The organism is Stenotrophomonas maltophilia R551-3 (assembly GCF_000020665.1).
Lineage (GTDB): Bacteria > Pseudomonadota > Gammaproteobacteria > Xanthomonadales > Xanthomonadaceae > Stenotrophomonas > Stenotrophomonas maltophilia_L.
On sequence record NC_011071.1, the window covers coordinates 1,322,649 to 1,348,189 of the forward strand.

General features: G+C 66.5%; 25 protein-coding genes. 5 read left to right on the forward strand and 20 right to left on the reverse strand.

Features of this window, described 5'->3' with window-relative positions; all coding sequences use genetic code 11:
• Window positions 1-65: 65 nt before the first annotated feature.
• From SMAL_RS05980 to mutS, 3 genes are all read right to left on the reverse strand, one after another.
• Entirely contained in the window at window positions 66-668 is a 603-nt protein-coding gene (locus tag SMAL_RS05980; RefSeq protein ID WP_012510444.1) for a DUF937 domain-containing protein, read from the reverse strand.
• A 108-nt stretch (window positions 669-776) separates the two neighbouring features.
• On the reverse strand, window positions 777-2,420 hold the full coding sequence (locus SMAL_RS05985) for a catalase (RefSeq protein WP_012510445.1): 1,644 nt from the start codon (window positions 2,418-2,420) through the stop codon (window positions 777-779).
• A 194-nt stretch (window positions 2,421-2,614) separates the two neighbouring features.
• On the reverse strand, window positions 2,615-5,206 hold the full coding sequence (gene mutS / locus SMAL_RS05990) for a DNA mismatch repair protein MutS (protein ID WP_012510446.1): 2,592 nt from the start codon (window positions 5,204-5,206) through the stop codon (window positions 2,615-2,617).
• Window positions 5,207-5,411: 205 nt separating this feature from the next.
• Here mutS and SMAL_RS05995 point away from each other — a divergent pair, with 205 nt between their 5' ends.
• Entirely contained in the window at window positions 5,412-5,870 is a 459-nt protein-coding gene (locus tag SMAL_RS05995; protein WP_004149778.1) for a hypothetical protein, read from the forward strand.
• 44 nt (window positions 5,871-5,914) lie between these two features.
• Here SMAL_RS05995 and SMAL_RS06000 read toward each other — a convergent pair whose 3' ends face one another.
• Window positions 5,915-6,307 carry a barstar family protein gene (locus SMAL_RS06000; RefSeq protein WP_004149780.1) on the reverse strand — a complete coding sequence of 131 codons (393 nt, stop codon included), beginning with the start codon at window positions 6,305-6,307 and terminating at the stop codon, window positions 5,915-5,917.
• 280 nt (window positions 6,308-6,587) lie between these two features.
• Between SMAL_RS06000 and SMAL_RS06005 the strand changes: the two genes are divergently transcribed.
• Both SMAL_RS06005 and SMAL_RS06010 read left to right on the forward strand, forming a co-directional pair.
• Window positions 6,588-8,810 carry a methyl-accepting chemotaxis protein gene (locus SMAL_RS06005; RefSeq protein ID WP_012510447.1) on the forward strand — a complete coding sequence of 741 codons (2,223 nt, stop codon included), beginning with the start codon at window positions 6,588-6,590 and terminating at the stop codon, window positions 8,808-8,810.
• 167 nt (window positions 8,811-8,977) lie between these two features.
• Window positions 8,978-9,346, forward strand: a complete 369-nt coding sequence (locus SMAL_RS06010; RefSeq protein ID WP_032127541.1) for a glycine zipper 2TM domain-containing protein — start codon at window positions 8,978-8,980, stop codon at window positions 9,344-9,346.
• Between the two features lie 119 nt (window positions 9,347-9,465).
• On the opposite strand, the gene SMAL_RS06015 is transcribed toward SMAL_RS06010, so the two are convergent.
• The 5 genes from SMAL_RS06015 to SMAL_RS06035 all read right to left on the reverse strand — a co-directional run bounded on the left by SMAL_RS06015 (window position 9,466) and on the right by SMAL_RS06035 (window position 15,140).
• Window positions 9,466-10,593: an ABC transporter permease gene (locus tag SMAL_RS06015; protein ID WP_012510449.1), complete on the reverse strand. Its 1,128-nt coding sequence runs from the start codon at window positions 10,591-10,593 to the stop codon at window positions 9,466-9,468.
• Window positions 10,590-11,777, reverse strand: a complete 1,188-nt coding sequence (locus SMAL_RS06020; RefSeq protein WP_012510450.1) for an ABC transporter permease — start codon at window positions 11,775-11,777, stop codon at window positions 10,590-10,592. The genes SMAL_RS06015 and SMAL_RS06020 overlap by 4 nt, the downstream gene beginning before the upstream one ends.
• Window positions 11,762-12,775: an HlyD family secretion protein gene (locus SMAL_RS06025; RefSeq protein WP_004149835.1), complete on the reverse strand. Its 1,014-nt coding sequence runs from the start codon at window positions 12,773-12,775 to the stop codon at window positions 11,762-11,764. The genes SMAL_RS06020 and SMAL_RS06025 overlap by 16 nt, the downstream gene beginning before the upstream one ends.
• On the reverse strand, window positions 12,768-14,168 hold the full coding sequence (locus SMAL_RS06030; RefSeq protein WP_041864488.1) for a TolC family protein: 1,401 nt from the start codon (window positions 14,166-14,168) through the stop codon (window positions 12,768-12,770). The genes SMAL_RS06025 and SMAL_RS06030 overlap by 8 nt, the downstream gene beginning before the upstream one ends.
• Before the next feature lie 78 nt (window positions 14,169-14,246).
• The gene (locus SMAL_RS06035; protein ID WP_012510452.1) at window positions 14,247-15,140 is read right to left on the reverse strand and encodes a LysR family transcriptional regulator ArgP; all 894 of its coding nucleotides are present in this window, start codon (window positions 15,138-15,140) and stop codon (window positions 14,247-14,249) included.
• A 107-nt stretch (window positions 15,141-15,247) separates the two neighbouring features.
• Between SMAL_RS06035 and SMAL_RS06040 the strand changes: the two genes are divergently transcribed.
• Both SMAL_RS06040 and SMAL_RS06045 read left to right on the forward strand, forming a co-directional pair.
• Window positions 15,248-15,868: a LysE/ArgO family amino acid transporter gene (locus SMAL_RS06040; RefSeq protein ID WP_012510453.1), complete on the forward strand. Its 621-nt coding sequence runs from the start codon at window positions 15,248-15,250 to the stop codon at window positions 15,866-15,868.
• Window positions 15,869-16,043: 175 nt separating this feature from the next.
• The gene (locus tag SMAL_RS06045) at window positions 16,044-16,712 is read left to right on the forward strand and encodes a hypothetical protein (protein ID WP_012510454.1); all 669 of its coding nucleotides are present in this window, start codon (window positions 16,044-16,046) and stop codon (window positions 16,710-16,712) included.
• Here SMAL_RS06045 and map read toward each other — a convergent pair.
• The 11 genes from map to SMAL_RS06100 form a co-directional block, all read right to left on the reverse strand.
• On the reverse strand, window positions 16,709-17,491 hold the full coding sequence (gene map / locus SMAL_RS06050) for a type I methionyl aminopeptidase (protein WP_174238319.1): 783 nt from the start codon (window positions 17,489-17,491) through the stop codon (window positions 16,709-16,711). The genes SMAL_RS06045 and map overlap by 4 nt on opposite strands.
• A 10-nt stretch (window positions 17,492-17,501) precedes the next feature.
• Complete coding sequence (locus tag SMAL_RS06055; RefSeq protein ID WP_012510456.1) at window positions 17,502-17,714, reverse strand: ParD-like family protein; 213 nt, start codon at window positions 17,712-17,714, stop codon at window positions 17,502-17,504.
• A 68-nt stretch (window positions 17,715-17,782) separates the two neighbouring features.
• Window positions 17,783-18,142 carry a bleomycin resistance protein gene (locus SMAL_RS06060; RefSeq protein ID WP_012510457.1) on the reverse strand — a complete coding sequence of 120 codons (360 nt, stop codon included), beginning with the start codon at window positions 18,140-18,142 and terminating at the stop codon, window positions 17,783-17,785.
• 207 nt (window positions 18,143-18,349) lie between these two features.
• Complete coding sequence (locus tag SMAL_RS06065; RefSeq protein WP_012510458.1) at window positions 18,350-19,234, reverse strand: arginase family protein; 885 nt, start codon at window positions 19,232-19,234, stop codon at window positions 18,350-18,352.
• A gap of 3 nt (window positions 19,235-19,237) precedes the next feature.
• Window positions 19,238-20,302, reverse strand: a complete 1,065-nt coding sequence (locus tag SMAL_RS06070) for a GNAT family N-acetyltransferase (protein WP_012510459.1) — start codon at window positions 20,300-20,302, stop codon at window positions 19,238-19,240.
• Between the two features lie 28 nt (window positions 20,303-20,330).
• Entirely contained in the window at window positions 20,331-21,731 is a 1,401-nt protein-coding gene (locus tag SMAL_RS06075) for an aspartate aminotransferase family protein (protein ID WP_012510460.1), read from the reverse strand.
• Between the two features lie 62 nt (window positions 21,732-21,793).
• Window positions 21,794-22,510, reverse strand: coding sequence for an MtnX-like HAD-IB family phosphatase (locus SMAL_RS06080; protein ID WP_012510461.1), 717 nt, complete (start codon window positions 22,508-22,510; stop codon window positions 21,794-21,796).
• Between the two features lie 174 nt (window positions 22,511-22,684).
• On the reverse strand, window positions 22,685-23,887 hold the full coding sequence (locus tag SMAL_RS06085; RefSeq protein ID WP_012510462.1) for a DegT/DnrJ/EryC1/StrS family aminotransferase: 1,203 nt from the start codon (window positions 23,885-23,887) through the stop codon (window positions 22,685-22,687).
• 10 nt (window positions 23,888-23,897) lie between these two features.
• Window positions 23,898-24,296 (reverse strand): DMT family transporter, encoded by a 399-nt coding sequence (locus SMAL_RS06090; protein WP_041864489.1) that lies wholly within the window; start codon window positions 24,294-24,296, stop codon window positions 23,898-23,900.
• Window positions 24,293-24,652, reverse strand: coding sequence for an EamA family transporter (locus SMAL_RS06095; protein ID WP_012510464.1), 360 nt, complete (start codon window positions 24,650-24,652; stop codon window positions 24,293-24,295). Before SMAL_RS06095 ends, SMAL_RS06090 begins: the two co-directional genes overlap by 4 nt.
• Before the next feature lies 1 nt (window position 24,653).
• Window positions 24,654-25,490, reverse strand: coding sequence for an alpha/beta hydrolase (locus tag SMAL_RS06100; protein WP_012510465.1), 837 nt, complete (start codon window positions 25,488-25,490; stop codon window positions 24,654-24,656).
• Window positions 25,491-25,541: the final 51 nt, after the last annotated feature.

The window sequence follows — 25,541 nt, forward strand, 5'->3', positions numbered from 1 at the left end:
GGCATGGCCCGGCGCTACCCATGGAGATGCCGGTAGCGCCGGCCCATGTCCGGCCAGGCTTTCCCTCAGCGCTTGCCGCCGAGCAGATTGCCGCCCAGCTTGAGCAGATCGCCCACGCCCAGCTGACCATCACCGTCCTGGTCCAGCAGGCTGCCGAGCAGGCCGCCGGCCAGACCACCCTGCTGCTGCACCTGCTGCTTTTCCTGGCCGAGGGCCTGGCTGAGCGAGCCGGCATCGGCCTGGCCGCCACCGAGGCGCTGTGCGAGGAAGGCCATCACGATCGGCGCGAGGATCTGCAGCAACTGGCTGGTGCGGCCACTGTCGAGCTGGGTGGCCTGGGCCAGGCCGGTTTCCACCTTCTGCTGGCTGCCGCCGAAGATGTGGCCGAGGATGCCGGCGCCATCGCTGGCCGCGCCACCGCCGCCACCGCCCAGCACCGAACCGAGCACGCTGCCCAGGTCCAGGCCGCTGTGGTTGTTCTGCAATGCGCCGAGCAGCGCCTGTGCGCCCTGTGGCTGCGAGGCGTTGTTGCCCAGCGCGCCCATCAGCACCGGCAGCGCGGCACTGATCGCGCCGGAAGCCTGGGTATCGCTGATGCCAAGCTGCTGCGACACCTGTTGCAGCGGGGCGCCCTGCAACTTGGTCAGAAGTTCGTCGGTCAGGCTCATCTGCGGAATCCTTGATTGGGGTTGGGCGTGCAGAAGGTACGACGCGGACCGTTAAAACGGCGACGCCGCCTCACGGGGAGGCGGCGTGCCGTACACGGGGCAGGGCGATCAGAGCTCGATGTCTTCGGCGCCCGGGGTGGCGGTGGGGAAGTCCGCTTCCGGCTGCGCCGGCTTGAACGGATCCGACGGCTGGCTGGCCAGCGCCTTCAGGGCCGCGGCAACACCGGCACCGTAGGCCGGGTCGGCCTTGCTGCAGTTGTCGATGTGGCGCTGCTTGATGAAGTCCGGCGCATCGCCCAGGGCACGGGCGGTGTTGGCGAACAGGCGGTCCTTCTGTGCCTGGTTGTAGCTGCGGAACAGCGCACCGGGCTGGCTGAAATAGTCGGCGTCGTCCTCGCGGAAATTCCAGAAGTCGGCGTCGCCCCGGATCTTCATCGGCGGCTCGCGGTACTGCGGCTGCTCCTGCCACTGGCCGTAGCTGTTCGGCTCGTAGTGCGGCAGGCCGCCGTAGTTGCCGTCCACGCGCATCGCACCATCGCGGTGGTTGCTGTGCACCGGGCAGCGCGCTGCGTTCACCGGAATCTGGTGGTGGTTCACGCCCAGGCGGTAGCGCTGCGCATCGGAATAGGCGAACAGGCGTGCCTGCAGCATCTTGTCTGGCGACGGGCCGATGCCTGGCACCAGGTTGCTCGGTGCGAACGCCGACTGCTCCACGTCCTGGTACCAGTTGACCGGGTTGCGGTTCAGTTCGAACTGGCCCACTTCGATCAGCGGGTAGTCGCTCTTCGGCCACACCTTGGTCAGGTCGAACGGATGCACGCGGTAGGTTTCCGCGTCCAGCTCCGGCATGACCTGGATGAACAGCTTCCACTTCGGGAACTCACCCTTCTCGATCGCGGCGAACAGGTCGCGGCCGTGGCTTTCGCGGTCATGGCCGACCAGGATCTGCGCCTGTGCGTCGGTCAGCGATTCGATGCCCTGCTGGCTGACGAAGTGGAACTTCACCCAGAAGCGTTCGCTGTCGGCATTGGTGAAGCTGTAGGTATGCGAGCCGAAGCCGTGCATGTGGCGGAAGCTGCGCGGGATGCCGCGGTCGCTCATCACCACGGTCACCTGCAGCAGGGCTTCGGGCAGCAGCGTCCAGAAGTCCCAGTTGTTGCGCGCGCTGCGCAGGTTGGTGTGCGGGTCGCGCTTGACCGCCTTGTTGAGGTCGGCGAACTTGCGCGGGTCGCGCAGGAAGAACACCGGGGTGTTGTTGCCGACCAGGTCCCAGTTGCCTTCTTCGGTGTAGAACTTCAGCGCGAAGCCGCGGATGTCGCGCTCGGCGTCGGCGGCGCCACGCTCGCCGGCCACCGTGGTGAAGCGGGCGAACATCTCGGTCTGCTTGCCGACCTTCTCGAACAGCCTGGCGCGGGTGTACTTGCTGATGTCGTGGGTGACGGTGAAGGTGCCGAACGCGCCCGAGCCCTTGGCATGCATGCGGCGCTCGGGAATGATCTCGCGGTTGAGGTTGGCCAGCTTTTCCAGCAGCCAGACGTCTTCCATCAGCAGCGGGCCACGCGGGCCGGCGGTCTTGCTGTTCTGGTTGTCCACCACCGGTGCGCCGAAGGCCGTGGTCATCGGCGTGACCGGGTCATCGCCGTGCTTCTGCTTGGGCGTGGTGCTCAGCTCGCGCTGCTGCTCGGCGCCCTGCTCCGGCGACGGGGCGGTGTGATACGGGCACTTGGCGTTGTTGTTGTCGGACTGGCTCATCGGCTGGCTCCTGGTGGCGGTGAAGACGTGGGAGAAACATCTTCACTCGACTTTAGCTATGGCCAGATGAAATGAATAATCGAATGATTCATTCAGGTTGATAGATTCTGTCAATTGAAACGCAGAATCGGATTTGCACAGTCTTTCAACAGGCCTCCCGCAAGGCGGCGGGAGGCCATGGGCGCGCGCTGCGGTTACAGCAGCGCCTTCAACCGGTACAACGCTTCCAGCGCCTGCTTCGGGGTCAGTTCGTCGGGGTCGATCGCGGCCAGTGCGTCCTGCGCCTTGCTCGACGGTGCCGCGAACAGGCCGAACTGCTGCGGTGCATCCAACGCCTGCGGCGCCAACTCGGCGGCATGGCTTTCACCACCGCGCTGTTCCAGCTCGGCCAGGCGCCTGCGCGCCTGCGCCACGGTGGCGCGCGGCAGGCCGGCCAGGGCGGCCACCTGCAGGCCGAAGCTGCGGTTGGCCGGGCCATCCTTCACTGCATGCATGAACACCAGTGCTTCGCCGTGCTCGACGGCGTCCAGATGCACGTTGGCGATGCCGCTGCGGCCGCCCTCGTGCTGCTCGTCGGCCAGCGCGGTCAGTTCGAAGTAGTGGGTGGCAAACAGCGTGTAGCAGCGGTTCTCGTATGCAAGGTGGCGGGCCACCGCATCGGCCAGCGCCAGGCCGTCGTAGGTGGACGTGCCGCGGCCGATCTCATCCATCAATACCAGCGAGTGCGCGGTGGCGTGATGCAGGATGTAGCTGGTCTCGGCCATCTCGACCATGAAGGTGGACTGCCCACGGGCCAGATCATCACCGGCGCCGATGCGGGTCAGGATGCGGTCGATCGGTCCGATCAGCGCACGGCTGGCCGGCACGAAGCTGCCGATGTGGGCCAGCAGCACGATCAGCGCGTTCTGCCGCATGTAGGTTGATTTACCGCCCATGTTGGGGCCGGTGATGACCAGCATGCGACGGTCCGGATGCAGGTCCAGGTCGTTCGGCTCGAACGGCTGGTCGCGCACCGCTTCCACTACCGGATGGCGGCCGCGTTCGATCTTCAGGCACGGCTCGGCCTGCAGTTCCGGGCGCGCCCAGTCCAGCGCCTGCGCGCGTTCGGCGAAGGCGGCCAGCACGTCCAGTTCACTCAGCGCGGCAGCGCATTGCTTGAGCGGTTCCAGCTGTGTGCCGAGGGTATCCAGCAACTGCTCGTACAGGTACTTCTCTCGCGACAGCGAGCGGTCGCGCGCGGACAGCACCTTGTCCTCGAACGCCTTCAGTTCTTCGGTGATGTAGCGCTCGGCGTTGGTCAGCGTCTGCCGGCGGGTGTAATGCACCGGCGCGCGCTCGGACTGGCCCTTGCTGATTTCGATGTAGTAGCCGTGCACGCGGTTGTAGCCGACCTTCAGCGTGGCGATGCCGCTGCTCTCGCGCTCGCGCTGTTCCAGATCGACCAGGAACTGGTCGGCGTGGGTCGACAGCCGCCGCAGTTCATCCAGCTCGGCATCGAAACCGTCGGCCAGTACGCCGCCATCGCTGAGCTTGAGCGGTGGCATTTCGGCGATGGCGCTGGCCAGCAGATGCGCGCATTCGTCGTGCTCGCCAAGTGCGGCATGCAGGGTCTGCAGGCGCGGCGAATCCAGCGGTGCCAGCACCTCGCGCACGGCCGGCAGCAGGCCCAGGCCATCGCGCAGGGTGGAGAAATCGCGCGGTCGTGCCGAGCGCAGCGCGACGCGGGTGAGGATGCGTTCAAGATCGCCAAGGCGACGGAACTGCTCGCGGATGTCGGCGTCGCTGCCGCGATCGATCAGCGTTTCCACCGCGTGGTGGCGCTGCACCAGGACTTCGCGCAGGCGCAGCGGGCGATGCAGCCAGCGGCGCAGCAGGCGGCCGCCCATCGGCGTTACCGTACTGTCGAGCACACCGAGCAGGGTGTTGCGGGTATCACCGTCGACACGTGTATCCAGTTCCAGGTGGCGACGCGTTGCCGCGTTCATCGCGATCGCTTCGCCGGCGGTTTCCATCGAGATGGAGGTGAGGTGCGGCAGGCGCTGCTTCTGGGTTTCTTCCACATAGCCCAGCAGGGCGCCGGCAGCAGCGGTGGCACGTGGCTTGTCATCGATGCCGAAACCGCTGAGATCGTGCAGCTTGAAGAAGTTCAGCAGCTGGCGACGACCACTGTCGGCGTCGAACAGCCACGGCGCGCGGCGGCGCACGCCACTGCGCTGGCGCAGGAACTCGGGCCAGTTCTCCTCATCGGGCACCAGCAGCTCGGCCGGCTCCAGGCGTGCCAGTTCGGCCTCCAGCGCATCATCGGTATCCACTTCGTTGACCAGGAAGCGTCCGCCGGCCAGGTCGGCCCAGGCCAGGCCGTAGCCCTGCTTGCTGCGCGACAGCGTCATCAGCAGGGTGTCGCGGCGTTCGTCCAGCAGCGCCTCGTCGGTGACGGTGCCGGGGGTGACGATGCGCACCACCTTGCGTTCGACCAGGCCCTTGGCCAGCGCCGGATCGCCGATCTGTTCGCAGATCGCCACCGATTCACCCAGAGCCACCAGGCGGGCCAGGTAGCCCTCGTAAGCATGCACCGGCACGCCGGCCATCGGGATCGGCGCGCCGCCGGAGCTGCCGCGCTGGGTCAGGGTGATGTCGAGCAGGCGCGCGGCCTTGCGCGCGTCGTCGTAGAACAGCTCGTAGAAGTCGCCCATGCGGAAGAACAGCAGCAGGTCCGGGTACTCGGACTTGGCTGCGAAGAACTGCTTCATCAGCGGGGTGTGTTCGGCGGACTTTTCTTTTGACATGGGGCTCGTGAATCCGGGGCGTCCGGCCGCGCCGGAGGGCGGCGGCAGCGGAGCTGGTACAGGGCCGTCCATGGTAACGGGTGGAACGGGTCGCGCGTCGGCTGCCTGCTGTCGCAGCCGAAGGTTGGGGCTATCAAGCCCGGCAGCGGGGGTGTAGCCTCCGGTCTGCGGCCAGGCTGGCGGCACGACAATCAAGGAGCGAGCGATGACGCAACATTCTGCGCCCCATGAAGGCCCGCAGGCCAAGGCCGCCGTTGAAGCACCGCCATCGCTCTACATCGTCGCGCTCTACCAGATTGTGGGTGGCGCCTTGGCCCTCTACGGCATGCTTGAAGTCTATGGGCCGAAAGTGCCGGAGTACCAATTGCTGGCGCGGATGAGCCTCTACCACTCCTTGCCTTATGCTGCGCTGGTCACTGCCGGTGTGCTCAACGGACTGGCGGGCATCGTGATCGGGGTGGGCATATTCGCGCGCTGGGGATGGGTTCGCCCACTGTTCGTCATCATGTTCCTGGAGACCATGGTGCTGAAGCTGGTCGATATGAAAAGCGCTGGCCCATTCGAGTTTCTTACGCTTGGCGCGATCTTCTGCGTGTCGTTGTACTGCGCGTTCCTGTTGTACCGTGAGCCGGCAAGCCGCTACTTCGCCAGCCGGGCACGCTGAGTCGATCGGATGCCTGGGCATGCGCAGGATGGAGTTCGATACCGTCAATCCGGTACGAGTGTGATGTTCGGATGGCTGTTGAATATCTGCATGACGATCTCGAAGTAGGTCTGGCCCTCGCCCCGTTGCAGCGCCTGCAGTTGGCGGGCAATGGCTTGCGTATTGAAGCGCCCTGGTGCGTCGAGCTTGGCCTGCAGCCAGCGGCCGGTGGCATCCGCGCCCAGGGCCGTTCGGCTGTGCGCGATGTCGCGCCAGATGACCCTGGCCTGGCCATGCCCGGCCAGCGCGCCATAGCCACCATGCAACAGGTCGTCCAGCGCATCCAGGCTCGGTCCAAGTTGCCAGTGCTCGCTGGCCATGAATACGCGGTTGATCTCCGCATACAGGCTGGCGATATCGTTTATGGAGGCGCCTTCGATGTGCAGCACAAGGGTCATGTGTGGTCTGTAGCCCGTCTGGAACGGTTCTGTCCGCTACAGATAACCTCTGGAGATTATGCAGCAGCGTGAGCGGGGCCTTGGCGCGGAGCCGGTCTGGTTTCAGTCGATCGTTGCGTTGTGATGAATCGTTGAAAATTATTTTTCGGTTAATCGCAACTGCATTTTTATGCTTGCGCTCACAGTTTAAATGCTTTGGATCGATTCAGTAATATCGACCCATAAAGTTTCCCTTGCCTGAGCCGCAACCGATCGTACGGTCATGATCAAGGGAATTGAGATGCTCGCCTTACGAAACCTCCGTGTGGGTTCCCGGCTGGGTGCCGGTTTCGGTCTGCTGTTGCTGTTCATCGTGGCCATCGTCGGCCTGGCGCTGTACGGAAATCACCTGAAGTCCGCCCAGTTCGAGAAAGTGGTGGACGTCAACATGGTGAAGATGCGGCTGTTGAACGACATGCTGGATACCAACAACGCGGTGTTGATGCACCGCCGGCTGATGGTGATCAAGCGCGGCGAGGATTTCGACAAGGATTATCAGAAGGCGCAGGAGCTGTCGCAGACCTACGACGGCATCTGGGCCAAATACATCAAGATTCCGCGTGATGCCACCGGCGATACCCTGGTTGCGAAAATCGACGCGGCACGCAAGGCCACCGATACGTCGACCCAGCATCTACACGATCGGATGAAGGCCGGTGATTTCGACGGCGCGGCCAAGGAGCTGCTGGCCGAGCATGGCTTGGCCACCGCCTGGAACGAATCCATCTCGGCCCTGCTTCGGCATCAGGAAATGCTGACCGAACGGAGTCGTGAGGAATATCGGTCGACCGAAGCCTGGACTGGCACCTTGTCGATTGTGTTCGGCGTACTGAGCCTGCTGCTCGGTTCGTTGGCCGCCTGGGCCATCACCCGCAGCCTGACCCGCCCGCTGGAAGGCGCGGTGAAACTGGCCGACGGCATCGCCAACGGGCGGCTGGACAGCAGCATCGACGCCTCGGGCAACGATGAGGTGACGCAGCTGCTCAGGTCGATGCAGCGCATGCAGGCACAGCTGCAGGCGGTGATGGCGGCGCAGGGTGAGCTGGCGCGCCAGCACGATGCGGGCAGCCTCAGCTACCGCATGGACGAGAGCGCGTTCCCCGGCGACTACGGGCGCATGGTGCATGAGACCAATGCGCTGGTTGGATCGCACGTGCAGGTGCAGAACCGGCTGATCGAGGTGATGAAGCACTACGCACGCGGCGATCTGTCGGTGGACATGGACCCGCTGCCCGGCGAGAAGGCGGCGATCACCCAGGCGATGGACGAAACCAAGTCCAGCTTGTCGGCGATCAACAGCGAGATCCGCCGCTTGGCAACCGCCGCTGCCGCAGGCGACTTCAGCCTGCGCGGCGACGAAGATCGCTTCGCCTATGATTTCCGCGACATGGTGGCCGGGCTCAATCGCCTGATGCAGACCACTGACGAGAACCTGGTGCAGGTCTCGACCCTGCTGCAGGCCATCTCGCGCGGCGACCTGACCGTGCGTATGCAGGGTGACTTCCATGGCGTGTTCGCGCGCATGCGTGATGACTGCAATGCCACCGTCGATCAGCTCAAGCAGATTGTCGGCCGCATCCAGTCCAGCGCGTCCAGCATCAACCTGGCGGCAGGCGAGATCGCCTCGGGAAACACCGATCTGTCGCGGCGCACCGAGCAGCAGGCGGCGAACCTGGAAGAGACGGCGGCATCGATGGAGGAGCTGACCTCCACCGTGAAGCAGAACGCCGAGCATGCCCGCCAGGCCAACCAGCTCGCGATTGGTGCGCACGGTGTCGCCTCGCAGGGCGGCGAGGTGGTCGGCCAGGTGGTCACCACGATGTCGGCCATCGAAGCCTCGTCGAAGAAGATCGCCGAGATCATCAGCGTCATCGACGGCATCGCGTTCCAGACCAACATCCTGGCGTTGAACGCGGCGGTGGAAGCTGCGCGTGCCGGTGAGCAGGGCAGGGGCTTTGCGGTGGTGGCCAGTGAGGTGCGCACGCTGGCACAGCGCTCGGCCGGTGCGGCCAAGGAGATCAAGGGCCTGATCGAGGATTCGGTGGGCAAGGTGGCCGACGGATCGGCGCTGGTCCGTCAGGCTGGCACGACCATGGGCGAGATCGTCGCCTCGGTGCAGCGGGTGACCGACATCATGGCCGACATCTCCGCCGCCTCGCAGGAGCAGAGCTCGGGCATCGAGCAGGTGAACCAGGCGGTAGTGCAAATGGACGAGACCACCCAGCAGAACGCTGCCCTGGTGGAAGAAGCGAGCGCCGCCGCACGCTCGATGGAGGAGCAGTCCAACCTGCTGGCCGAGGCGGTATCGGTGTTCCGCACTGGCGCGGTGACGGCCGCAGCTGCAGTACGCCCGGCCTTGGCCGCAGTGGCTGCCACGGTTACCCCGGTGCGCCGTCCGGCATCGCTGTCGCCACGCATCGAACCAACGCTGGCGGCCAATGCGGGCGGCTGGGAAGAGTTCTAGCAGGGTTGAATTGCCGGCAGGGTGACGGCGCCCATCACGATGGCTGATCGTGATGGGCGCGGATTTTCTTCCTGAACGCGCGATGGCCGATGAGGTGGCGGACACGCGCATTTCACTTCCGGTTGCCAACCGCGGGAGGACACTTGCGCCATACCGGAACTCAGGAGATGGCCATGAAGACCTCGACCCGATTGCTTGTGCTGGGCACCCTGCTGGCGGCTTCGTCGGTGGCCGGCGCGCAGACGTATGGGCCGCGCGATGAGGGACGCAAGTTCAACGACGGCAGCCGCGTGGTCTGCAAGAACGTGGAAGTGCAGCGCAACTCGCGCGATCCCAACCGCATTACGGGTACCGCTACCGGCGCCGTGATCGGTGGCCTGCTCGGCAACCAGGTGGGCGGCGGCAACGGCAAGAAGCTGGCCACCGTGGCAGGCGCCGTCGCCGGTGGTGCAGCCGGGCGCCAGATCCAGGGCAACAGTCAGCAGAAGAATGGTGATCGCGTCGTCGAACGTCGCTGCGAGCGCGTCTACCGCTGATTGCTCGACCCGTTACCCCTTCCACACTGCAGTACTCGGACGCCGGCCCCATGCCGGCGTTCGTCGTTATGGGAAAAGGGGACGGAGGGGATTAAGTCGCAATCCCCCAACCCGGCCGCTTACGACTTAATCCCCTCCGTCCCCTTTTTTGCGAGGAGGCGCCAGGCGGCGAGGGCACCGTAGAGCAGCAGCAGGGCGCTGAGGGTGATCAGTTCATGGCTGACTTCGGCCAGGCTGGCGTCCATCTGGTTCAGGCGCACCATCAGGTTGATGCCGGAGGTGGTCGGCAACAGCTGCGCCAGCCAGACCAGCGGTTGTGGCGTCATCACTGCCGGCCACGACAGGTTGGCCAGGAAGAACAGCGGGATCGAGGTGGCGATGATGTACTGGAAGGCGCGTTCGCGGGTGCGGAAGAAGCTGCCGACGAACAGGCCGAACGCCACCGTGGCGGCGATGAACAGGGTGCCGCCCAGCAGCTGGCCCAGCGGGTTGCCGCCGCGCGGATAGTCCTGCACCCAGGCGGTGAAACCGGCGTAGTAGAACAAGCCGAACAGTCCGATCAGGCCGAAGCCCAATGCCATGCCCGCCAAAGTCGGCAGGTCGAAGCGCAGGCGCCGGCCGAGTGCGAGGCGGCGGCCGCCGAGCAGGACGCCGATGCCCATCAGCAGCGTCTGTTGCACGATCAGCTCGGCCACGCCGGGCACGATAGCGCTGCCGTAGCCTTCCTGGGTGTTGTACAGCGGGCGCTGCACCAGGGTGACCGGTGGTGCCTGCGGCGCGCCCATGAAGGCGGCCTGGCCGACCACGGCCTCACGTCCGAAGGCACCCAGTGCATCGGCCACGCTGCCCAGCACCCAGCTGGCGCGGCCCAGGTAGGCACCGTTGCCGAGCAGCACCAGCTTGGCAGGATGGCCGCGCAGGATGTCGCGCTCCAGGTTGGCCGGGATCAGCACGATGCCTTCGGCGTGGCCGGCTTCCAGCTGTTGGCGTGCGCTGTCGATGTCGGCCGGTTGCCCGACCACGCGCGCGACCCGCAGCGCATCGAGCTTGCGCAGCAGTTCGCGGCTGGTCGCGCTGTGGTCTTCATCCACCACCAGCACCGGCAGGTTGCCGGCCACCTGGTGGCGGTATGCGGCCGGGTAGAAGAACGAATACAGGATCACCGCGCCGACCATCACCACGATCGCATAGCGGTCGCACAGCACCGCCATCAGGGTCTGCCGCAGGCTGCGCCACAGTGCGCTCATGCGTCGGCTCCTGCCGGTTGTGCGGCTTCGGGCGTGCGCGCGAAGGCAATCAGGCGCAGGCCACCGATGCCGCCAGCCACCACTGACATCAGCAGCAACGTGGCCAGCGGCCATACCGAAACCTGCAGCGGCGAACCGATGAACTGTTGCTGGGTCTGCAGCTTGATGTAGGCGCTCAATGGCAGCAGCTGGTGCCAGATGCGGGTGAACAACGGGCCGTCCAGCACCGGGAAGGTGGCGCTGGAGAACGCCAGCGCGGTGCCGATACTGAGGCCGACCGCAGACAGTGCGGTGCCCATGTCGCGGGTGACGCCGACGAAGAACAGCGCGTAGGCGGCGGTAGCCAGATAGAACAAGGGTTGTGCGAGCAGCAGCATGAGCACGCTGCCCGCCACGCCATCGCCGCGCAGCCAGGCGAGGTAGCCGATGCCGAGTGCGCCATACACCGAGAACAGCAGGATGTACGGCGCGACCTTGCCGGCAATCGCCGGCCACGGCGTGCGGCCCAGCCAGGCGGGCAGGGTGCTGTCGCGGATTTCGCGGCCGAGGCTGCCGGCCACCGCAAGCGCCAGTACCAGTGACAGCACCGCCGGGAAGATCAGCGGCAGCAGGAACAGTTCGTAGCTGCGCGCCGGGTTGTAGAGGATGTCTGACTGCACCGCGATCGGCGCGGCACGCAGCTTGCCCGGGCCGACCTGCAGGCCGATGCGCTCGCGCAGCAGGCGCGCATTCCAGGCCGAGACCGCGTCGCCGATATCGCGCGCAGCGGACTGTCCGGTGGTCATGTAAGTGGCGTTGTAATAGGCGAACACCGTGCCCTGGCGCCCACGCAACGCCTGCCGGGTGACATCGCGCGGCACCAGCACGATGGCGAACACATCCAGCCGACGCAGCTGCGAACGTGCGTCCTGCATGTCCGCAGGCTGGCTGGCGATGCGCACGCCGGGGCTGGCATCGAGCATGCGCAGCAGCAGGCGGCTGTCACTGCTGTGGTCGAGGTCGACCACGGCGATCGGGATGTCGCGCATCACCGAGGGCGTGAACATCCACGCCATCACGGCCAGCATCAGCAGCGGCAGCAGGGTGACCAGCAGCAGGTCGGCGCGGTTGCCGCGCAGCGACCGCAGCTCGCGCCGCCAGCTGGCAGCGAAGCCGCCGCGGCCAGGGCTCAGTGCTGGGGCCATGCGAACAGCACGCTCATGCCGGGGCGGAAGCCCTCGATGCGGCGTACCGGGCGCACCCGCACCTCGAAGCTGCGGACGTCGTAGCCGGACGACTGGCGGGTGGTACGCCAGGTTGCATAGTCGCCGGCCGGGTTGATGAAGTAGACCTCGAATTCGCCGTCCTGGCCGAGCGCCGGCACGCTGCCGCGCAGCTTGCTGCCGACCTTCAGGCCCTGCATCTGCGATTCGCGCAGGTTCATCGCCACCCACATGCGGTCGATGTCGACCAGGGTGAACACCGGGTAGCCGGCCGGTACCAGTTCGCCGGGGTCGGCCATGCGCTTGTTGATCTCGCCCGCCACCGGCGCGCGCCCTTCCACTTCGACACGTGCGGCGTTGACTTCGGCCACCGCGCCCTGTGCCTGTTGCACCTGGCCCTGCGCGGCACGCTTGTCCTGCTCGCGTGCGCCGGCCAGCGCCATGTCGTACTGCGCGCGGGCGGCACGGGCCAGTTCGCGCGAGCTGGTGGCCTGGGCATGCGCTTCATCGCGCTTCTGCCGGGTCATCACCCCTTCGTTGAACAGGTTCTGCACGCGCTGGTAGGTCGCTTCAGCCAGCGTCGCACCGGCTTCAGCCCGCTTCCAGTTCGCTTCAGCGGCGCGGATGTCTTCGCTGCGCGCACCTTCGTCGGCCTTGTCGGCCACCGCCTGTGCGGCGGCCAATGCGCCGTGCGCCTGTTGCTCCTTGGCGGCCACTTCGGGGCTGTCGAGCAGGAACAGCACCTGCCCGGGCTGCACGCGGTCGCCCTCGCGCACCTTCAGTTCGGCCACGCGCGCGGTGATCTTGGCGGCCACGTTGATGGTATCGGCGTCGGCCATCCCCTGGATCTGGTCGGCCGGGCTGCGCCAGGCCAGCCACAGGCCGAGCACCACCACGACCAGCAGCACCACTATCAGGATCGGGCCCAGGCGGCGCTTGGCCGGGGGCGTCGTTGCATCGTCGTGCAGCACATCACTCATGGTCGATCACCTCGTCCGCACGCCGCCGGAACTCTTCGAAACGGTCCATCTGTCCACTGACCTCCAGCAACTGTGCCAGCGCAATATCGTATTGGTAGGCGGCCTGTGCGCGCTCGACGCGGGCACCGCCCAGGGCGAGCCGCGCGTCGATCACATCCAGCGAAGTCGCCTGGCCTTCGCGGAACGCCAGCTCCTGCAGGCGCAGGTTTTCCTGTGCCTGGGCGATGCTGCTGTCGAGCAGCACGTATTGCTGACGCGCGGTTTCCAGCTCGTTCCAGGCCTTGCGCACGCCCAGCGCGACCTGGTTCTCGGCCTCGCGCAGGCCCGCTTCGGCCTGGTCCTGCTGCGCACGCGCGGCGCTGATCTGCGCCGGCCGCGAGTTCGGCGACAGGAAGGTGTACTTCAGGCCGATGCCGAATGCCCAGTCCGGATCGGTCAACATCTCGTCACGGCGGCGGAAGTCGTACTGGCCGAAGGCGAAGATCTGTGGCTTCAGCTTGGCCTGCTGCACGCGTACGCCCTGTTCGGCCTGTGCCACCATCGCCCGCAGGCGTGCGATCTGCGGCTGGCGTGCCTGCGCAGTACGCTCGAAGTTGGCCACCGGTTCCAGCGGCACGCGCTGCACGAACAACGGCGACACCGGCTGTACCTCGCCACCACTGCGCAGCAGCGTGGCCAGCGCCGCTTTCAGCGTGGCCAGGTCGTTCACCGTTTTCTGGTATTCGCGCTCGGCCTTGTCGCGGGCCACGGTGGCCTGCAGGCGCTGGGCGCGGGTGGCGAAGCCCTCGCGTTCCAGCTTCTCGGCGTCGGACAGGTGGCGGTTCAGGCCATCGCGTACGTCGCGCCGCACATCCACTGCCTGCTCGGCCAGGCGCTGGCCGAAATAGGCCTGGGCCAGCTGCACGGTCAGCGATTGACGCTGAGCCTCGCGCTCGGCGCTGGCCTGCTCGTGGGCAGCGCTGGCGGCACGCTGCGCGGCCGGAATCACGCCGCCGGTGTACAACGGCAGCACCGCGGTGACCACGGGCCGGGTACGCCAGTCCCGTTCGGTGAACGACAGCGGCGAGTCGATGCCATAGGCCTCGGCCACCGGGGCCAGTGAGCCCAGCGGCAGGGTGAGGGTCTTCTGGAACTGCAGCCGGCGCACTTCGCCGGTGATCTCCGGCAGGCGCAGCAGGCGCGTGGCGTCCTGCAGGTCCTGCTTGTTGCGCACCGCTGCATCGGCGGCGGCCAGTGCATCGGAGACCTGCTCCAGGCGCTGCCGTGCCTGTTCCCAGTCCAATGCGGGTGCATCGGTGAGAGTCTGCGCCGCCGCAGCCAGTGGCAGGCAGGCTGCCAGCGCCAGCGCGGCCTTCGCGCCGTGCATCCTTGTACGTCGGCCGATCACGCCCATGCCGTCCCAATGGTGAAGAAGTGCGCAAACGGTAGTGCGCGCGGCGTGAAGCCCGGGTCTGCGGTCATCGGTTTGTCCTCAACGAAGGGTGCTGCTGGCTGCAGTGCGCAGCGCCTGCGTGATGTGCTGCAGCGTGCTTGAACGCACGGCGGCATGCTGCCAGTACAGCGGCACATCGAGCCAGCGGCGGGGTTCCAGTACCACCACGCGGCCGGCGCGCACGGCGGGCGCGACCAGGGATTCCGGGGCCATGCCCCAGCCGAGTCCGCACGCAGCGGCTTCGACGAAACCGGTGGAGGAGGGCAGGTAGTGTAGCGGCGGCTGCAGCCGCGCGCGGGTCAGGCGCCGCACGAAGCGCCACTGCAGTTCATCCTTGCGGTTGAACACCAGCATCGGTGCGCGCGCCAGTGCCGCAGCCTGCATGCCATCGCTGAAGTACTGGCGGGCGAAGCCGGGCGAGGCGATAGCGTGGTAACGCATCGCGCCGAGTGGGTGCACGTTGCAGCCTTTCACCGGTTGGCTTTCGGCGGTGACTGCACCCAGCACGCTGCCATCGCGCAGCAGTTGCAGGGTGTGGTCCTGGTCGTCCATGCGCAGGTCGAACAGGTAGCCATGGCGCTGGTGCAGTTCGGCGATGGCTGGCACCAACCAGGTATCGAGCGAGTCATCGTTGACCGCCAACGGGATTGGCGTGCGCGCGGCATCGCTGCCGCGTTCGGGCAGCAGTTCGGCCAATGCCTCGGCCTCCAGCGCCTGCATCGGCCGGACCCGGCGCAGCAGCGCTTCGCCTGCGGCGGTGGGCCGGCACGGTGCCTGACGTACGACCAGCACCTGGCCGAGCCGATCCTCCAATGCCTTGATCCGCTGCGACAGGGCCGACGGGCTGATCGACAGGCGGCGTGCCGCAGCCTCGAAGCTGCCTTCCTCCAGCACCGCAGCGAAGGCGGCAAGTTGCGGATGTATCAGGTCCACGCGGCAGCCTCTTCAGTTTTTCTGCACAGGATAAAGAAAAAGCAGATTGTCTTAACGGGGCCGTTGGCCGCACCCTGCGCGTCCCTTCACCGCCTGGCCCGTCCCTCATGTGGATTGCCGCTACCGCCGCCGGTCTGTTCGCAGGTGCCGGCCTGATCATCGCCATCGGTGCGCAGAACGCCTTCGTGCTGCGCCAGGGCTTGCAGCAGCATCGTGTGGGAACGGTGGTACTGGCCTGCGCCGGCGCGGACATCGCACTGATCCTGGCCGGCGTTGGCGGCATGGGCGCGCTGGTGCTGCAGTGGCCGCTGCTGCTGCAGGTGCTGCGCTTCGGTGGCGCGGCCTTCCTGCTCTGGTATGGCCTGCAGGCGGGGCTGCGCGCATGGCGCGGTGGCAGTGCGCTGGCCGCCGCCGAGGCGCAGGGCGGCAGCGGACGGCAGGTACTGCTGACCTGCCTGGCCTTCACCCTGCTCAACCCGCACGTCTATCTGGATACCGTGGTGCTGCTGGGCAGCCTGTCCACGCGCTACCCGGGGGATCTGCGCTGGGCCTTCGCCGCCGGTGCCTGCGCCGCCAGCGTGGCCTGGTTCTGCACGCTGGGCTATGGCGCGCGCCTGTTGCAGCCGGTGTTCCGCAGGCCGGCTGCCTGGCGTGTGCTGGACGCAGGCGTGGCGGCCTTCATGTTCTGCCTTGCGACGTTGTTGCTGCTGCGTCCTTTATCGCCATGAGTGCGTGACGTACGCCGGTGTTGCGTATGTGTTCCACCGGTACGGTTCACGTGGCCGGATACAGCGCGGATAATGCGCGCCTGGTCGCGACCCCGCCGCGCATGCCGTCGTTCGGCAGCCCCCCGGTCGCCTGTGTTCTCGTTGTACGACCGCCACGGCGCGGCATCGGTGCTGCATGAAAGACAATCTACAGCTGCTCCTGTCCCACCTGGGGCGCACCTTCCTGTTCGGCCTGATGATGGCGCTTCCGCCTGCGTTGGCCTGGCTCGACATCCATTGGCTGGGCAATGCAGTCGGCGAGTGGTCGCTGGTCGAACTGACCCAGGAAGGCTTCCTGGTCGCCAGCGTGGCTGCGTTCGTCCGGCTTGCATTGCGGCGTGCCGATGATCGGGCTTTTGCCGTTCTGGCGGCCGCGCTGTTCGCCTGCATGCTCCTGCGTGAAATGGATGAGGCGCTGGACCTGATCGCACACGGCTTCTGGAAGTACCCGGTGGCCGTGCTGATCATCGGCTCACTGGCCTGGGCTAGCCGCGACTGGCGCCGGGCCATGCAGGCGCTGGTGCGTTTTCTCGTATCCCGGCCGGGTACCGTGATGACGATCGGCCTGGTTCTGCTGCTGTTCTATTCGCGTCTGATCGGCATGACGTCGTTGTGGACCGGACTGCTGGGTGACCAGTACATCCGCGTGTTCAAGAACACCATCGAGGAGACCACCGAACTCCTTGGTTACACCTTCATTCTCGCAGCCAGCGTCGGCTATGTGGCACAGCGGGTACGCGAACCGCTGACGGCTCGGAAGCGCGCCCTGCACGAGGGTACCGGGATGCAGCAACGGCCACTCTAGGCGCCATCCACCGCGCATAACGGCGTCTCGCCGGGGCGCAGGGTCAGTACCCGCACGCCGGTGCGGGTGACCGCCACCGTATGCTCGAACTGCGCCGACAGCTTGCCGTCGCGGGTGTACACCGGCCATTCGTCCGGCTGCTGGCGGATGGCCGGCTTGCCCTGGTTGAGCATCGGCTCGATGGTGAACACCATGCCTTCCTCCAGCACCATGCCGGTGTTGGGATGGCCGTAGTGCAGGATCTGCGGTTCCTCGTGCATCTCCTGGCCGATGCCGTGGCCGCAGTATTCCTTCACCACGCTGTAGCCGTGGCTGCGCGCGTGGCGGGCGATGGCGTGGCCGATGTCGCCCAGGCGTGCGTCGGGGCGGACCGCAGCGATGCCTTTCCACATCGCCTGGTAGGCGGTCTGCACCAGCCTGCGCGCGGCGTAGTCGACCTCACCGACCAGGTAGGTGGTGCTGGAGTCGGCGATGTAGCCGTTCTTCTCCAGGGTGATGTCGAGGTTGACGATCTGGCCGTTGCGCAGCACGTCGGTGGTGCTGGGTACGCCGTGGCAGATCACGTTGTCGATCGAGGTATTGAGCACGTACGGGAAGCCGTACTGGCCCTTGCTGGCCGGCCGCGCCTGCAGTTCATCGACGATCATGCGTTCGACGAAATCGTTGATCTCCATGGTGCTACGGCCCTGCAGCGGCAGCCGGTCGAGTGCGGCGAACACCTGCGCCAGCAGGCGGCCGGATTCGGCCATCAGCGCGATCTCGTCGGGACGCTTGATGATCGCCATTGGCTCAGGCCTGGCCCGGCGGCAGCAGCGGCGGCTGCACGCCCGCCGCCCGCAGCTCGCTGGCGACGATGTCCTGGAAGCTCAGCGTCGGGTTCAGCTCGCACAGCATGCCGACCCGGATCCAGAAATTGGCCTGGGCATTGATGGAGCGGCTGGAGACGGTACAGGCACGGCGCAGCTGGTCGTGCAGGGTGTCATCGATGTTGACGATGCCCATGGGCGGTCCTGAAGGAGTGGATATACGAAGCGTATATGTTTCGTATATCCAGCTCAAGGCCGCCCGGTTCAGCTCGCGTCGGTTGCGAAGCGCAGGCGGTTGCCGTCGGGGTCGCGCAGCAGCATCTCGCGGCTGCCCCACTCGGTGTCATGTGGCGGCTGTTCGATCGGCACGCCTGCGGCACTGAAGGCGCGGTGCAGGGCGTCGACGTCCTCGACGATGAAGTACACCGCGCCGCCGACCTCGCAGTCGCCGCTGTGTTCGGTGAGGAAGATCGTCTGGCCATCGCGGGTGAGCTGGGCGAACAGCGGGAAGCCGGGTTCGAAGCGGTGTTCCCAGTCAACCACGAAGCCCAGTCCCTGCACGTAGAACGGCAGGGTGGTGTCGGCGTGGCGCATGCGCAGCTGCGGGATGACGGTCTGGGACATGGCGAGGGCTCCTGGGGCAGGCGTCCAGTGTAGTGCCGGCCGCTGGCCGGCATCCTCGTGAGCCCGGGAACAATGATGTTGCCGGCCAGCGGCTGGCACTACCGACTCTGCCTGGGTCTGGTAGTTGCCAACCTTGGTTGGCATTGCCGGCCAGCGGCCGGCACTACCGAAGCCACGCTGGCCAGCAGCCGGCACGACCGGAAGCGGTCAGCAGGCCGTCGGCACTGCGGCGATGGCTGCCAGCAGCTCCTGGTTCACCTGCTGGTGCCGCGTCTGCCACACCGGCAGATCCTCGGCGCTGACGTCAGGCTGGCCATCCAGCGACGACAGCCAGCGTTTGAAGCGGCTCTGGTAGTTGGCCAGCGACACTTCGCCGGTGATGTCACTGCCGGCCAGGCCGCCGGCGCGCAGCGCTTCGATCACCACCAGCGCGTGTTCCAGCTGGAAGCGGCCCTGATCCCAGTTGCTGCGGGCCACGTCCTCGGTAAACACATCCTTGTCGATCGACAGGTAGGTCGGCTGCGGCGACTTGGCCTGCTCGGCAGCGAACGCAGCCACCAGCGCTTCGGGATGCTCGAAACGGCGGAAGGCGTGGCCCATGCCGAGACGATGCCCCCAGCCCACGTCCACGTCCATGCACCAGTACGTCAGCCGGCCGCTCATCAGCGGGCGCCAGTGGTTCTCCCAGGCATGGCCGAGGCCGATGTCGCTGGAGGTGATGCCGAGCACGTGGATGTGCGAGATCTGCGGCAGCTTGCTGGCGGCGTTCACCCACGACCCGCAGTGCATGCCGAACGGGAAGCGCATGTTGTCCGGATGGTTGTCCAGCACCACCAGCTGGAACGGCGCCTGCGTGCGCATGCGCTGCAGCAGCGGCAGGCTGAGGTGATGGAAGTCGCCACTGCCGAGCATTACCGTGCCGAGCTGCGCGGGCAGCGGTGCCAGCACTTCAGCGGCGAAACGCTCCAGGGTGGCATTGCTGCAGGCGAAGCGCAGTGGATCGTGCCACTGCGGCAGGGCCAGGGTCTGCGCCTGGGGCAGCGGCAGCACGCCACTGTCCAGGTCCAGGATCAGCGGGGAACGCAATGGCATCGCTCAGCCGCCTCCGTCCGGTTCGCCCTGCAGGTAAGGGGCCAGCCTGCGCAGGGCTGCACGCAGCAGCGGGGAACGGGCGTGGATCGCATGCCGGGTGGAGGTGAAGCTGGCACCCAGTTCGGCCTTGATCCGCGAATCGGTCCAGCCGGCCACATAGTGGCTCAGGCCGTGCTGCAGCGCGTACTCGAGGTTGTGCATCCAGCTCACCGCGTACAGGTTGTGCTCGCGCGATTGCGGATAGGCCAGGCCGATGTACTTGTCCACCAGCTTGCCCGCATGCACGTAACACAGGTTCCAGCCGATCAGCTGGCCCTGGTGGCGATACAGGAACAGCCGTCCCTGGCCCAGGCTGTCGGCCAGAAGATGCTGGAAGTAGGACAGGTCGAGCTGGTCGAAATGCACTGCGCTCTGCGCGTACACGCCGAGGTACAAGGCATACAGTTCGGCCTGCAGCTGCGGGTCGGCCAGCGCCGGATCGCCGGTGGCGATGCAGTCGATCTGCAGGTCGTCGCGCGAGCGCAGCTTGCGCCGGATGTTCTTGCGGCGCGAAGACGACAGGCGGCCGAGATAGCCATCGATCGAATCGAAATCGATCGCCACCCAGGCCAACGGCATGCCTTCCAGCTCGACGAAGCCGCGTGCCAGCAATGCCTGCAGGAAGGCGCCGCTATGTGCGTTGGCGGCATCATCCAGCAGCGGTGAATCGATCGCCAGGTCCTTGACCACCAGCAGCCGGGTATCGCCGATCGCGTGACGCGTCACGTCCTCGGCCAATGCTTCTGGTGCGACGTGCGCGGGCAGCGGGGTGTACTCGGTGCTGGTGGCACCGACGAAGCGGGTCTTCCAGGTGATCCACGGCCGCCACAGGCGCGACAGCGGCAGGCCGAGCAGCTTGCCGCGCAGTCCGTCATCCATCGTGGTGGTCAGGTCCAGCGGCGCACGGAAGGTCGGCAGGCCGCTGGGAAGGCGGCCTGCCTCGAACCCGAGCGGCGGGTGGGCCAGGAAGCCCTCCAGCAGCGCGGCCGGTTCCAGCGCGGTGCTGGATGCGCGTGATGTCATCTCCATCGGCACGGGAACCGGCAGCGCATCGACCTCAGCCCTTGGCCTTGGTCAGCGCCTGGTCAAGCAGGGTGATCGCCAGGTCGATCTCTTCGTAGCTGATGTCCAGCGACGGCGCGAAGGTGATCACGTTCTTGTACCAGCCACCCACGTCGAGCACGAGGCCCATGCGCTTGCCGTCGTGCAGCAGGTCACCGGCCAGGCCGATGTCGACCATGCGGTCCAGCAGTTCCTTGTTCGGCGTGTAGCCGTCGGTCTGGCAGATTTCCGCGCGCAGGGCCAGGCCCAGGCCGTCGACGTCGCCGATTTCCGGGTGGCGCTTCTGCAGGCCACGCAGGCCATCGAGGAAGTACGCGCCCTTTTCCGGCACGGTGCGCTCGTAATCCATTTCCTTGCCCAGCTTCAGCACTTCCAGGCCCAGGCGGGTGCCCAGCGGGTTGGAGTTGAAGGTGGAGTGGGTGGAGCCCGGCGGGAACACGGTCGGGTTGATCAGCTCTTCGCGCGCCCACAGGCCCGACAGCGGGTTCAGGCCGTTGGTCAGCGCCTTGCCGAACACCAGCACGTCCGGGGTCACGCCGAAGTGCTCGATCGACCACAGCTTGCCGGTGCGCCAGAAGCCCATCTGGATTTCATCGACCACCATCAGGATGCCGTACTTGTCCAGCACGCGCTTGAGGCCGGTGAAGAAGTTGCGCGGCGGGATGACGTAGCCGCCGGTGCCCTGGATCGGCTCGACATAGAACGCGGCGTACTCGGCCTGGCCGACCTTGGGATCCCACACGCCGTTGTATTCGCTTTCGAACAGGCGCTCGAACTGCCACACGCAGTGGTCGGAATACTCTTCCGGGGTCATGCCCTTCGGGCGACGGAACGGGTACGGGAACGGGATGAACATCGCGCGCTCGCCGAAGTGGCCGTAGCGGCGGCGGTAGCGGTAGCTGGAGGTGATCGACGACGCACCCAGGGTACGGCCGTGGTAACCACCTTCGAAGGCGAACATCAGGCTCTTGCCGCCGCGTGCGTTGCGCACGATCTTCAGCGAGTCTTCGATGGCCTGCGCGCCGCCGACGTTGAAATGCACGCGGCCGTCGAGGCCGAACTTCTCGTGCATGTCCACGGCAATGGTCTTGGCCAGCTGCACGCGGGTCGGGTGCAGGTACTGGCTGGCGACCTGCGGCAGGGTGTCGATCTGGTCCTTCAGCGCATCGTTCAGACGCTTGTTGCTGTAGCCGAAGTTGCAGGCCGAGTACCACATCTGCAGGTCGAGGTAGGGCACGCCCGCACCGTCGAACATGTAGCTGCCTTCGCCGCGCTGGAAGATCTTCGGCGGGTCGACGTAGTGGACGGTATCGCCGAAGGAGCTGTAACGGGCTTCGTCGGCCAGCAGCTGCGCGTCGGAGGCGGCGGCGTCGGCGTTCTTGTCAAAAATGTTCATGCAGTTCGGTTCCGTGAAGGACGTTCGAAAGAGGTAGCGGGGGCGTGCTTGGAAGGGAGTGCTCAGGCGGTGGCCAGCAGCAGGGGCAGTACGGCGGGCTGCGGGCTGGCGTCGATACGACGTGGCTGCAGCAGGCTGCCATCGAGCAGGCGCGGCAGCAGTGCGATTGCATCGTGGAAGGTATCGATGGCGGCATGCTCGATGCCGGCATGGGTGCAATGGGTGATCAGGCGACGCTTGGCGAACACGAAGTCGGCATCTTCGGAGACGCAGAAATCCGAACTGCCATCGCCGATCATCAGCACACGCGGTGCTTCGTTGGCGCGCGCCTGCGCAGCGCAGGTGCACTTGCAGGTGCCGCTGCGGCAGCCTTCGGCCTGGTAGGGCGATTCCAGTTCCCAGTGGTCATCGCACCAGCGCAGGTGGTTGGCCACCACCGGCAGTCGCGACAGGCCGTGGTTGGCGAGGATGCGGTGGATCGCATAGTCCAGGCCGTCGCTGACGATGCGCAGCGGCACGCCCAGCTGTTCGGCACGGCTGACAAAGGCGGCAAAGCCCGGATCGATCTGCACCTGGTCCAGGTGGGCGTCGAGTGTGGCCGGGTCCAGATTCAGCAGCCTGACCTGGCCCTGCATGCATTCGCGCGAGCCGATCTTTCCCGCTTTCCACTGGTCTTCCAGTTCCTGCCAGCCCGGCTGGCCGTATTTCTCCAGCAGCGAGTCGATGACATCTTCGAGGCTGATGGTGCCATCGAAGTCACACAGGATGCTCCAGCGCATGGGCAGGTCCGTCGATGAAAGAAACGTCCGGCGCGATGCCGGGGCAGGCTCAATGTAGGCAGGCAGCCTTTCTCGTTCCTTTCCTGCTGAAAGCCCGGATTTCCGGCCAGGGAAAGCGTTCAGGAAGGTGCAGGGGTGAATGCGTATGGCGCAGGTCATGCGTGCGCCTGAAGGTCAGGCCCGCGCCAGCGCCTGCAGGATTTCGGCGGTGTCTTCACGGGTCTGCCAGGCACTGTTGCCGAGCGTCAGCATGCGTGCGGCGAAGTCGCGTGCGTTGGGCGTCGGGTCATCCGGCACGATGCCGCGCAGGTAGGTGTAGTCGGGCAGGGCATGGATGAACATGCGGCTGACCCCAAGCCCGCGCGGCCACAGGTCTTTCAGTACGCCATCGCGGGCCTGCTGGCTGGGCAGCAGCAGCATCAGCATCGGCCAGGTGCCGCCGGTGCCAGCCAGTCCATCGACCACTTCCACCGCCGGCAGTTGAGCCAACTGCACCCGCAGTTGCAGGGCGCGCAGGCGTCCGGCCTGCAGGAAGGCAGGCAGGCGCCGCGCAGCGTGGGATCCGATGTTCTGCCGCCACCGGCTGACCCGGTGCTGCGGGATATCCAGCGCGAAGATGTCACCCACCGCTTCTTCGAGATCGCCACGCTGCAGCGCACGGCGTAGCGGATTGCCATACACCAGCGACAGCAACGACGGGCGGTAGCAGGCGGCCAGGCCGAGCAGCTGCACGCTGCGCAGCAGCTCCCAGCGAAGGTTGAAACGCGTCTGCTCGGCGGCATGCTCGGCCAGTGCCGCGCGCAACGCATCGTCACGACTGACCAGCAGGCCGCCTTCATGCAGGCTCAGGCCCTTGCCGGCGGCCAGGCTGAAGAATCCGATATCGCCACGCAGGCCGACACTGCTGTTGCCGACCCGTGCGCCGAGTGCCTGCGCGGCATCTTCGATCACCCAGGCGCCAGCGTTGCGGGCGACTTCGCAGGCCAGCTCGACATCGGCAATGCGCCCGCCCAGGTGGGTAGGTAGGATCGCAAGCGTGCGCGCATCGGCCAGCCGCTTGAGCTGGCCCGGATCGAAGTCGAAATGACCGCGCCGGGTATCGCACAACTGCACGCGCAGGCCCAGGCTGTGCACCGCGATCGGTACCAGTGGGCAGGTATAGGCCGGCATGATCACGGTGTCGCGCCTGGGCGCGCGCCTGCGCAGCGTACGCAGCGCGATCAGCAGCGCGTGGGTGCCGGAGCAGGTCAGCTGCAGCGGCGGGGTACCCAGTTGGCTGGCCAGGATCTCGCGCAGGTCGCCACCGCCGGGAAGGAAGTCGCTGGCCTGCATTGGCAGGCCAGCAGTGGGCGGCAGCTCGCGCGCGAACAGGCTCATCGCAACGCGCTCACGTCGTGGCTTCGGCAGGGCTGTGCGGGTCATCCGCCTCGGCACGGCCAAGGCAGACGATGCCGGCCACGATCAGTACCGCACCGAGCAGATGATGCAGCGTCAGTGGTTCATTCAACAGCCACGCCGACAGCAGCAGCACGCTGATCACCTCCAGGTGCGAGGCCGCGAAGGCAGGTCCGATCGGCGCGTGGCGCAGCAGGCTCATCCAGGTGAAGAACGCGCCCACGTAGCCGAGGATCGCGCCGTACACCCAGGGCTGCGACAGCACGCGCAGCAGCCAGGCGGTATTGGCTTCGACCGGCAGCGCGGCATCGCCGGCGTACTTGAAGCACAGCTGGGCCAGCGTATCGAAGGCCATCAGCAGTGGGAAACCGATCACATACAGGCGCCTCACGAGCCGGCCCCCACCACCGCCACGCCGGCGGTGACCAGCAGCATGCCGGTCACCCGCAGCGGTGTCAGTTTCTCGCGGAACAGGATACGGCCGGCGATCATCAGCGCGACGATGTTGATCGAGCCGAGCAGCACGCCCTTGGACAGCGGCACCAGTGACAGGAACGCGATCCAGGCGACGAATTCGAGCACATAGCAGGCGATTCCCAACCACAACCAGGGCCGGCTCAGCATGTGCTTCCAGCGCTGCAGGCCCTCTGCTTCATTCGGGTCGCTGGCGGCGGCCTTGAACGCAAGCTGGCCGCCGGTATCGAGCACCACGTTGACCAGCCACAACAGCGTGGCGAGTGATCCCATTTCAGGCCACCGCCTTGAGGATGCCGCTGCGTTCACCAATTTCGCTGAAGAAGCGCGCGCTGCGACGGATCACGTCGCGCCGTTCGCGATCGATGGTGATCATGTGGTAGCTGTCTTCCAGCACCACCAGTTCCTTCGGGCCGCTGACCCGCGACATCACCAGCTCGGCGTTGCCCATGCTGGCCACGTCGTCTTCGCGGGCGTGCATCACCAGACAGGGGGCGGTGACCTGGTGCAGGTGGCGGCGGGTCCAGTTGCTCAGGGCGCGCATTTCGGCCAGGGCATGCCAGGGGTTGCCCGGCAGGCCGGCGGCGGCGCTGTCGCCGGACAGCATGGCGGCGCTGACCTGCGCGCGCAGGCGCTCGTCACGCAGGCCGTACGGCGGTTCTTCCATGAACATGCGATCGCGGCCGATGTTGAAGCGCTTGAACCACGGCAGCAGGAACGAGAAGCGGGCCACGGCCGGAATGTTCCAACCGTCGTAGCGGAACGTGGCGCCGTATACGCCCACGCCGGAAACCCATTCCGGGCGGCGCGCAGCCAATGCCAGCGACAGTACCGCGCCCATCGACAGGCCGCCGACGAACAGCTGGTCAACCTTGCCGCGCAAGGCCGCTGCCGCATCTTCCACGCCCTGGTACCACTGTTCCCAGGTGGTCGCCAGCAGGTCGTCGACGCTGCCGCAATGGCCGGGCAGCTGCACACCGTGCACGGTGAAACCGGCATTGTTCAGGCCCTTGCCCAGCATGCGCATTTCCGCTGGCGTGCCGGTCAGGCCGTGAACCAGCAGCACGCCCTGCGGGCCACCGGGGAGGAAGAAGTCGTGCGTTTCGGTCACCTGGCGGCTCCGGGGCGGCAGTGGGGATGGTCAGGATCGCAAGCGCGATTT

Coding starts and splice junctions, on each gene's coding strand:
- SMAL_RS06075 (WP_012510460.1), bottom strand. CDS start 21,731: ATGAACATTTTTGACAAGAACGCCGACGCCGCCGCCTCCGACGCGCAG.
- SMAL_RS06045 (WP_012510454.1), top strand. CDS start 16,044: ATGAAAGACAATCTACAGCTGCTCCTGTCCCACCTGGGGCGCACCTTC.
- SMAL_RS06000 (WP_004149780.1), bottom strand. CDS start 6,307: ATGACCCTTGTGCTGCACATCGAAGGCGCCTCCATAAACGATATCGCC.
- SMAL_RS06055 (WP_012510456.1), bottom strand. CDS start 17,714: ATGGGCATCGTCAACATCGATGACACCCTGCACGACCAGCTGCGCCGT.
- SMAL_RS05995 (WP_004149778.1), top strand. CDS start 5,412: ATGACGCAACATTCTGCGCCCCATGAAGGCCCGCAGGCCAAGGCCGCC.
- SMAL_RS06015 (WP_012510449.1), bottom strand. CDS start 10,593: ATGAGCGCACTGTGGCGCAGCCTGCGGCAGACCCTGATGGCGGTGCTG.
- SMAL_RS06065 (WP_012510458.1), bottom strand. CDS start 19,234: ATGCCATTGCGTTCCCCGCTGATCCTGGACCTGGACAGTGGCGTGCTG.
- SMAL_RS06085 (WP_012510462.1), bottom strand. CDS start 23,887: ATGAGCCTGTTCGCGCGCGAGCTGCCGCCCACTGCTGGCCTGCCAATG.
- SMAL_RS06020 (WP_012510450.1), bottom strand. CDS start 11,777: ATGGCCCCAGCACTGAGCCCTGGCCGCGGCGGCTTCGCTGCCAGCTGG.
- SMAL_RS06060 (WP_012510457.1), bottom strand. CDS start 18,142: ATGTCCCAGACCGTCATCCCGCAGCTGCGCATGCGCCACGCCGACACC.
- SMAL_RS06030 (WP_041864488.1), bottom strand. CDS start 14,168: ATGGGCGTGATCGGCCGACGTACAAGGATGCACGGCGCGAAGGCCGCG.
- SMAL_RS05985 (WP_012510445.1), bottom strand. CDS start 2,420: ATGAGCCAGTCCGACAACAACAACGCCAAGTGCCCGTATCACACCGCC.
- SMAL_RS06005 (WP_012510447.1), top strand. CDS start 6,588: ATGCTCGCCTTACGAAACCTCCGTGTGGGTTCCCGGCTGGGTGCCGGT.
- SMAL_RS06095 (WP_012510464.1), bottom strand. CDS start 24,652: ATGGGATCACTCGCCACGCTGTTGTGGCTGGTCAACGTGGTGCTCGAT.
- SMAL_RS06070 (WP_012510459.1), bottom strand. CDS start 20,302: ATGGAGATGACATCACGCGCATCCAGCACCGCGCTGGAACCGGCCGCG.
- SMAL_RS06040 (WP_012510453.1), top strand. CDS start 15,248: ATGTGGATTGCCGCTACCGCCGCCGGTCTGTTCGCAGGTGCCGGCCTG.
- SMAL_RS06080 (WP_012510461.1), bottom strand. CDS start 22,510: ATGCGCTGGAGCATCCTGTGTGACTTCGATGGCACCATCAGCCTCGAA.
- SMAL_RS05980 (WP_012510444.1), bottom strand. CDS start 668: ATGAGCCTGACCGACGAACTTCTGACCAAGTTGCAGGGCGCCCCGCTG.
- mutS (WP_012510446.1), bottom strand. CDS start 5,206: ATGTCAAAAGAAAAGTCCGCCGAACACACCCCGCTGATGAAGCAGTTC.
- SMAL_RS06010 (WP_032127541.1), top strand. CDS start 8,978: ATGGCCATGAAGACCTCGACCCGATTGCTTGTGCTGGGCACCCTGCTG.
- SMAL_RS06025 (WP_004149835.1), bottom strand. CDS start 12,775: ATGAGTGATGTGCTGCACGACGATGCAACGACGCCCCCGGCCAAGCGC.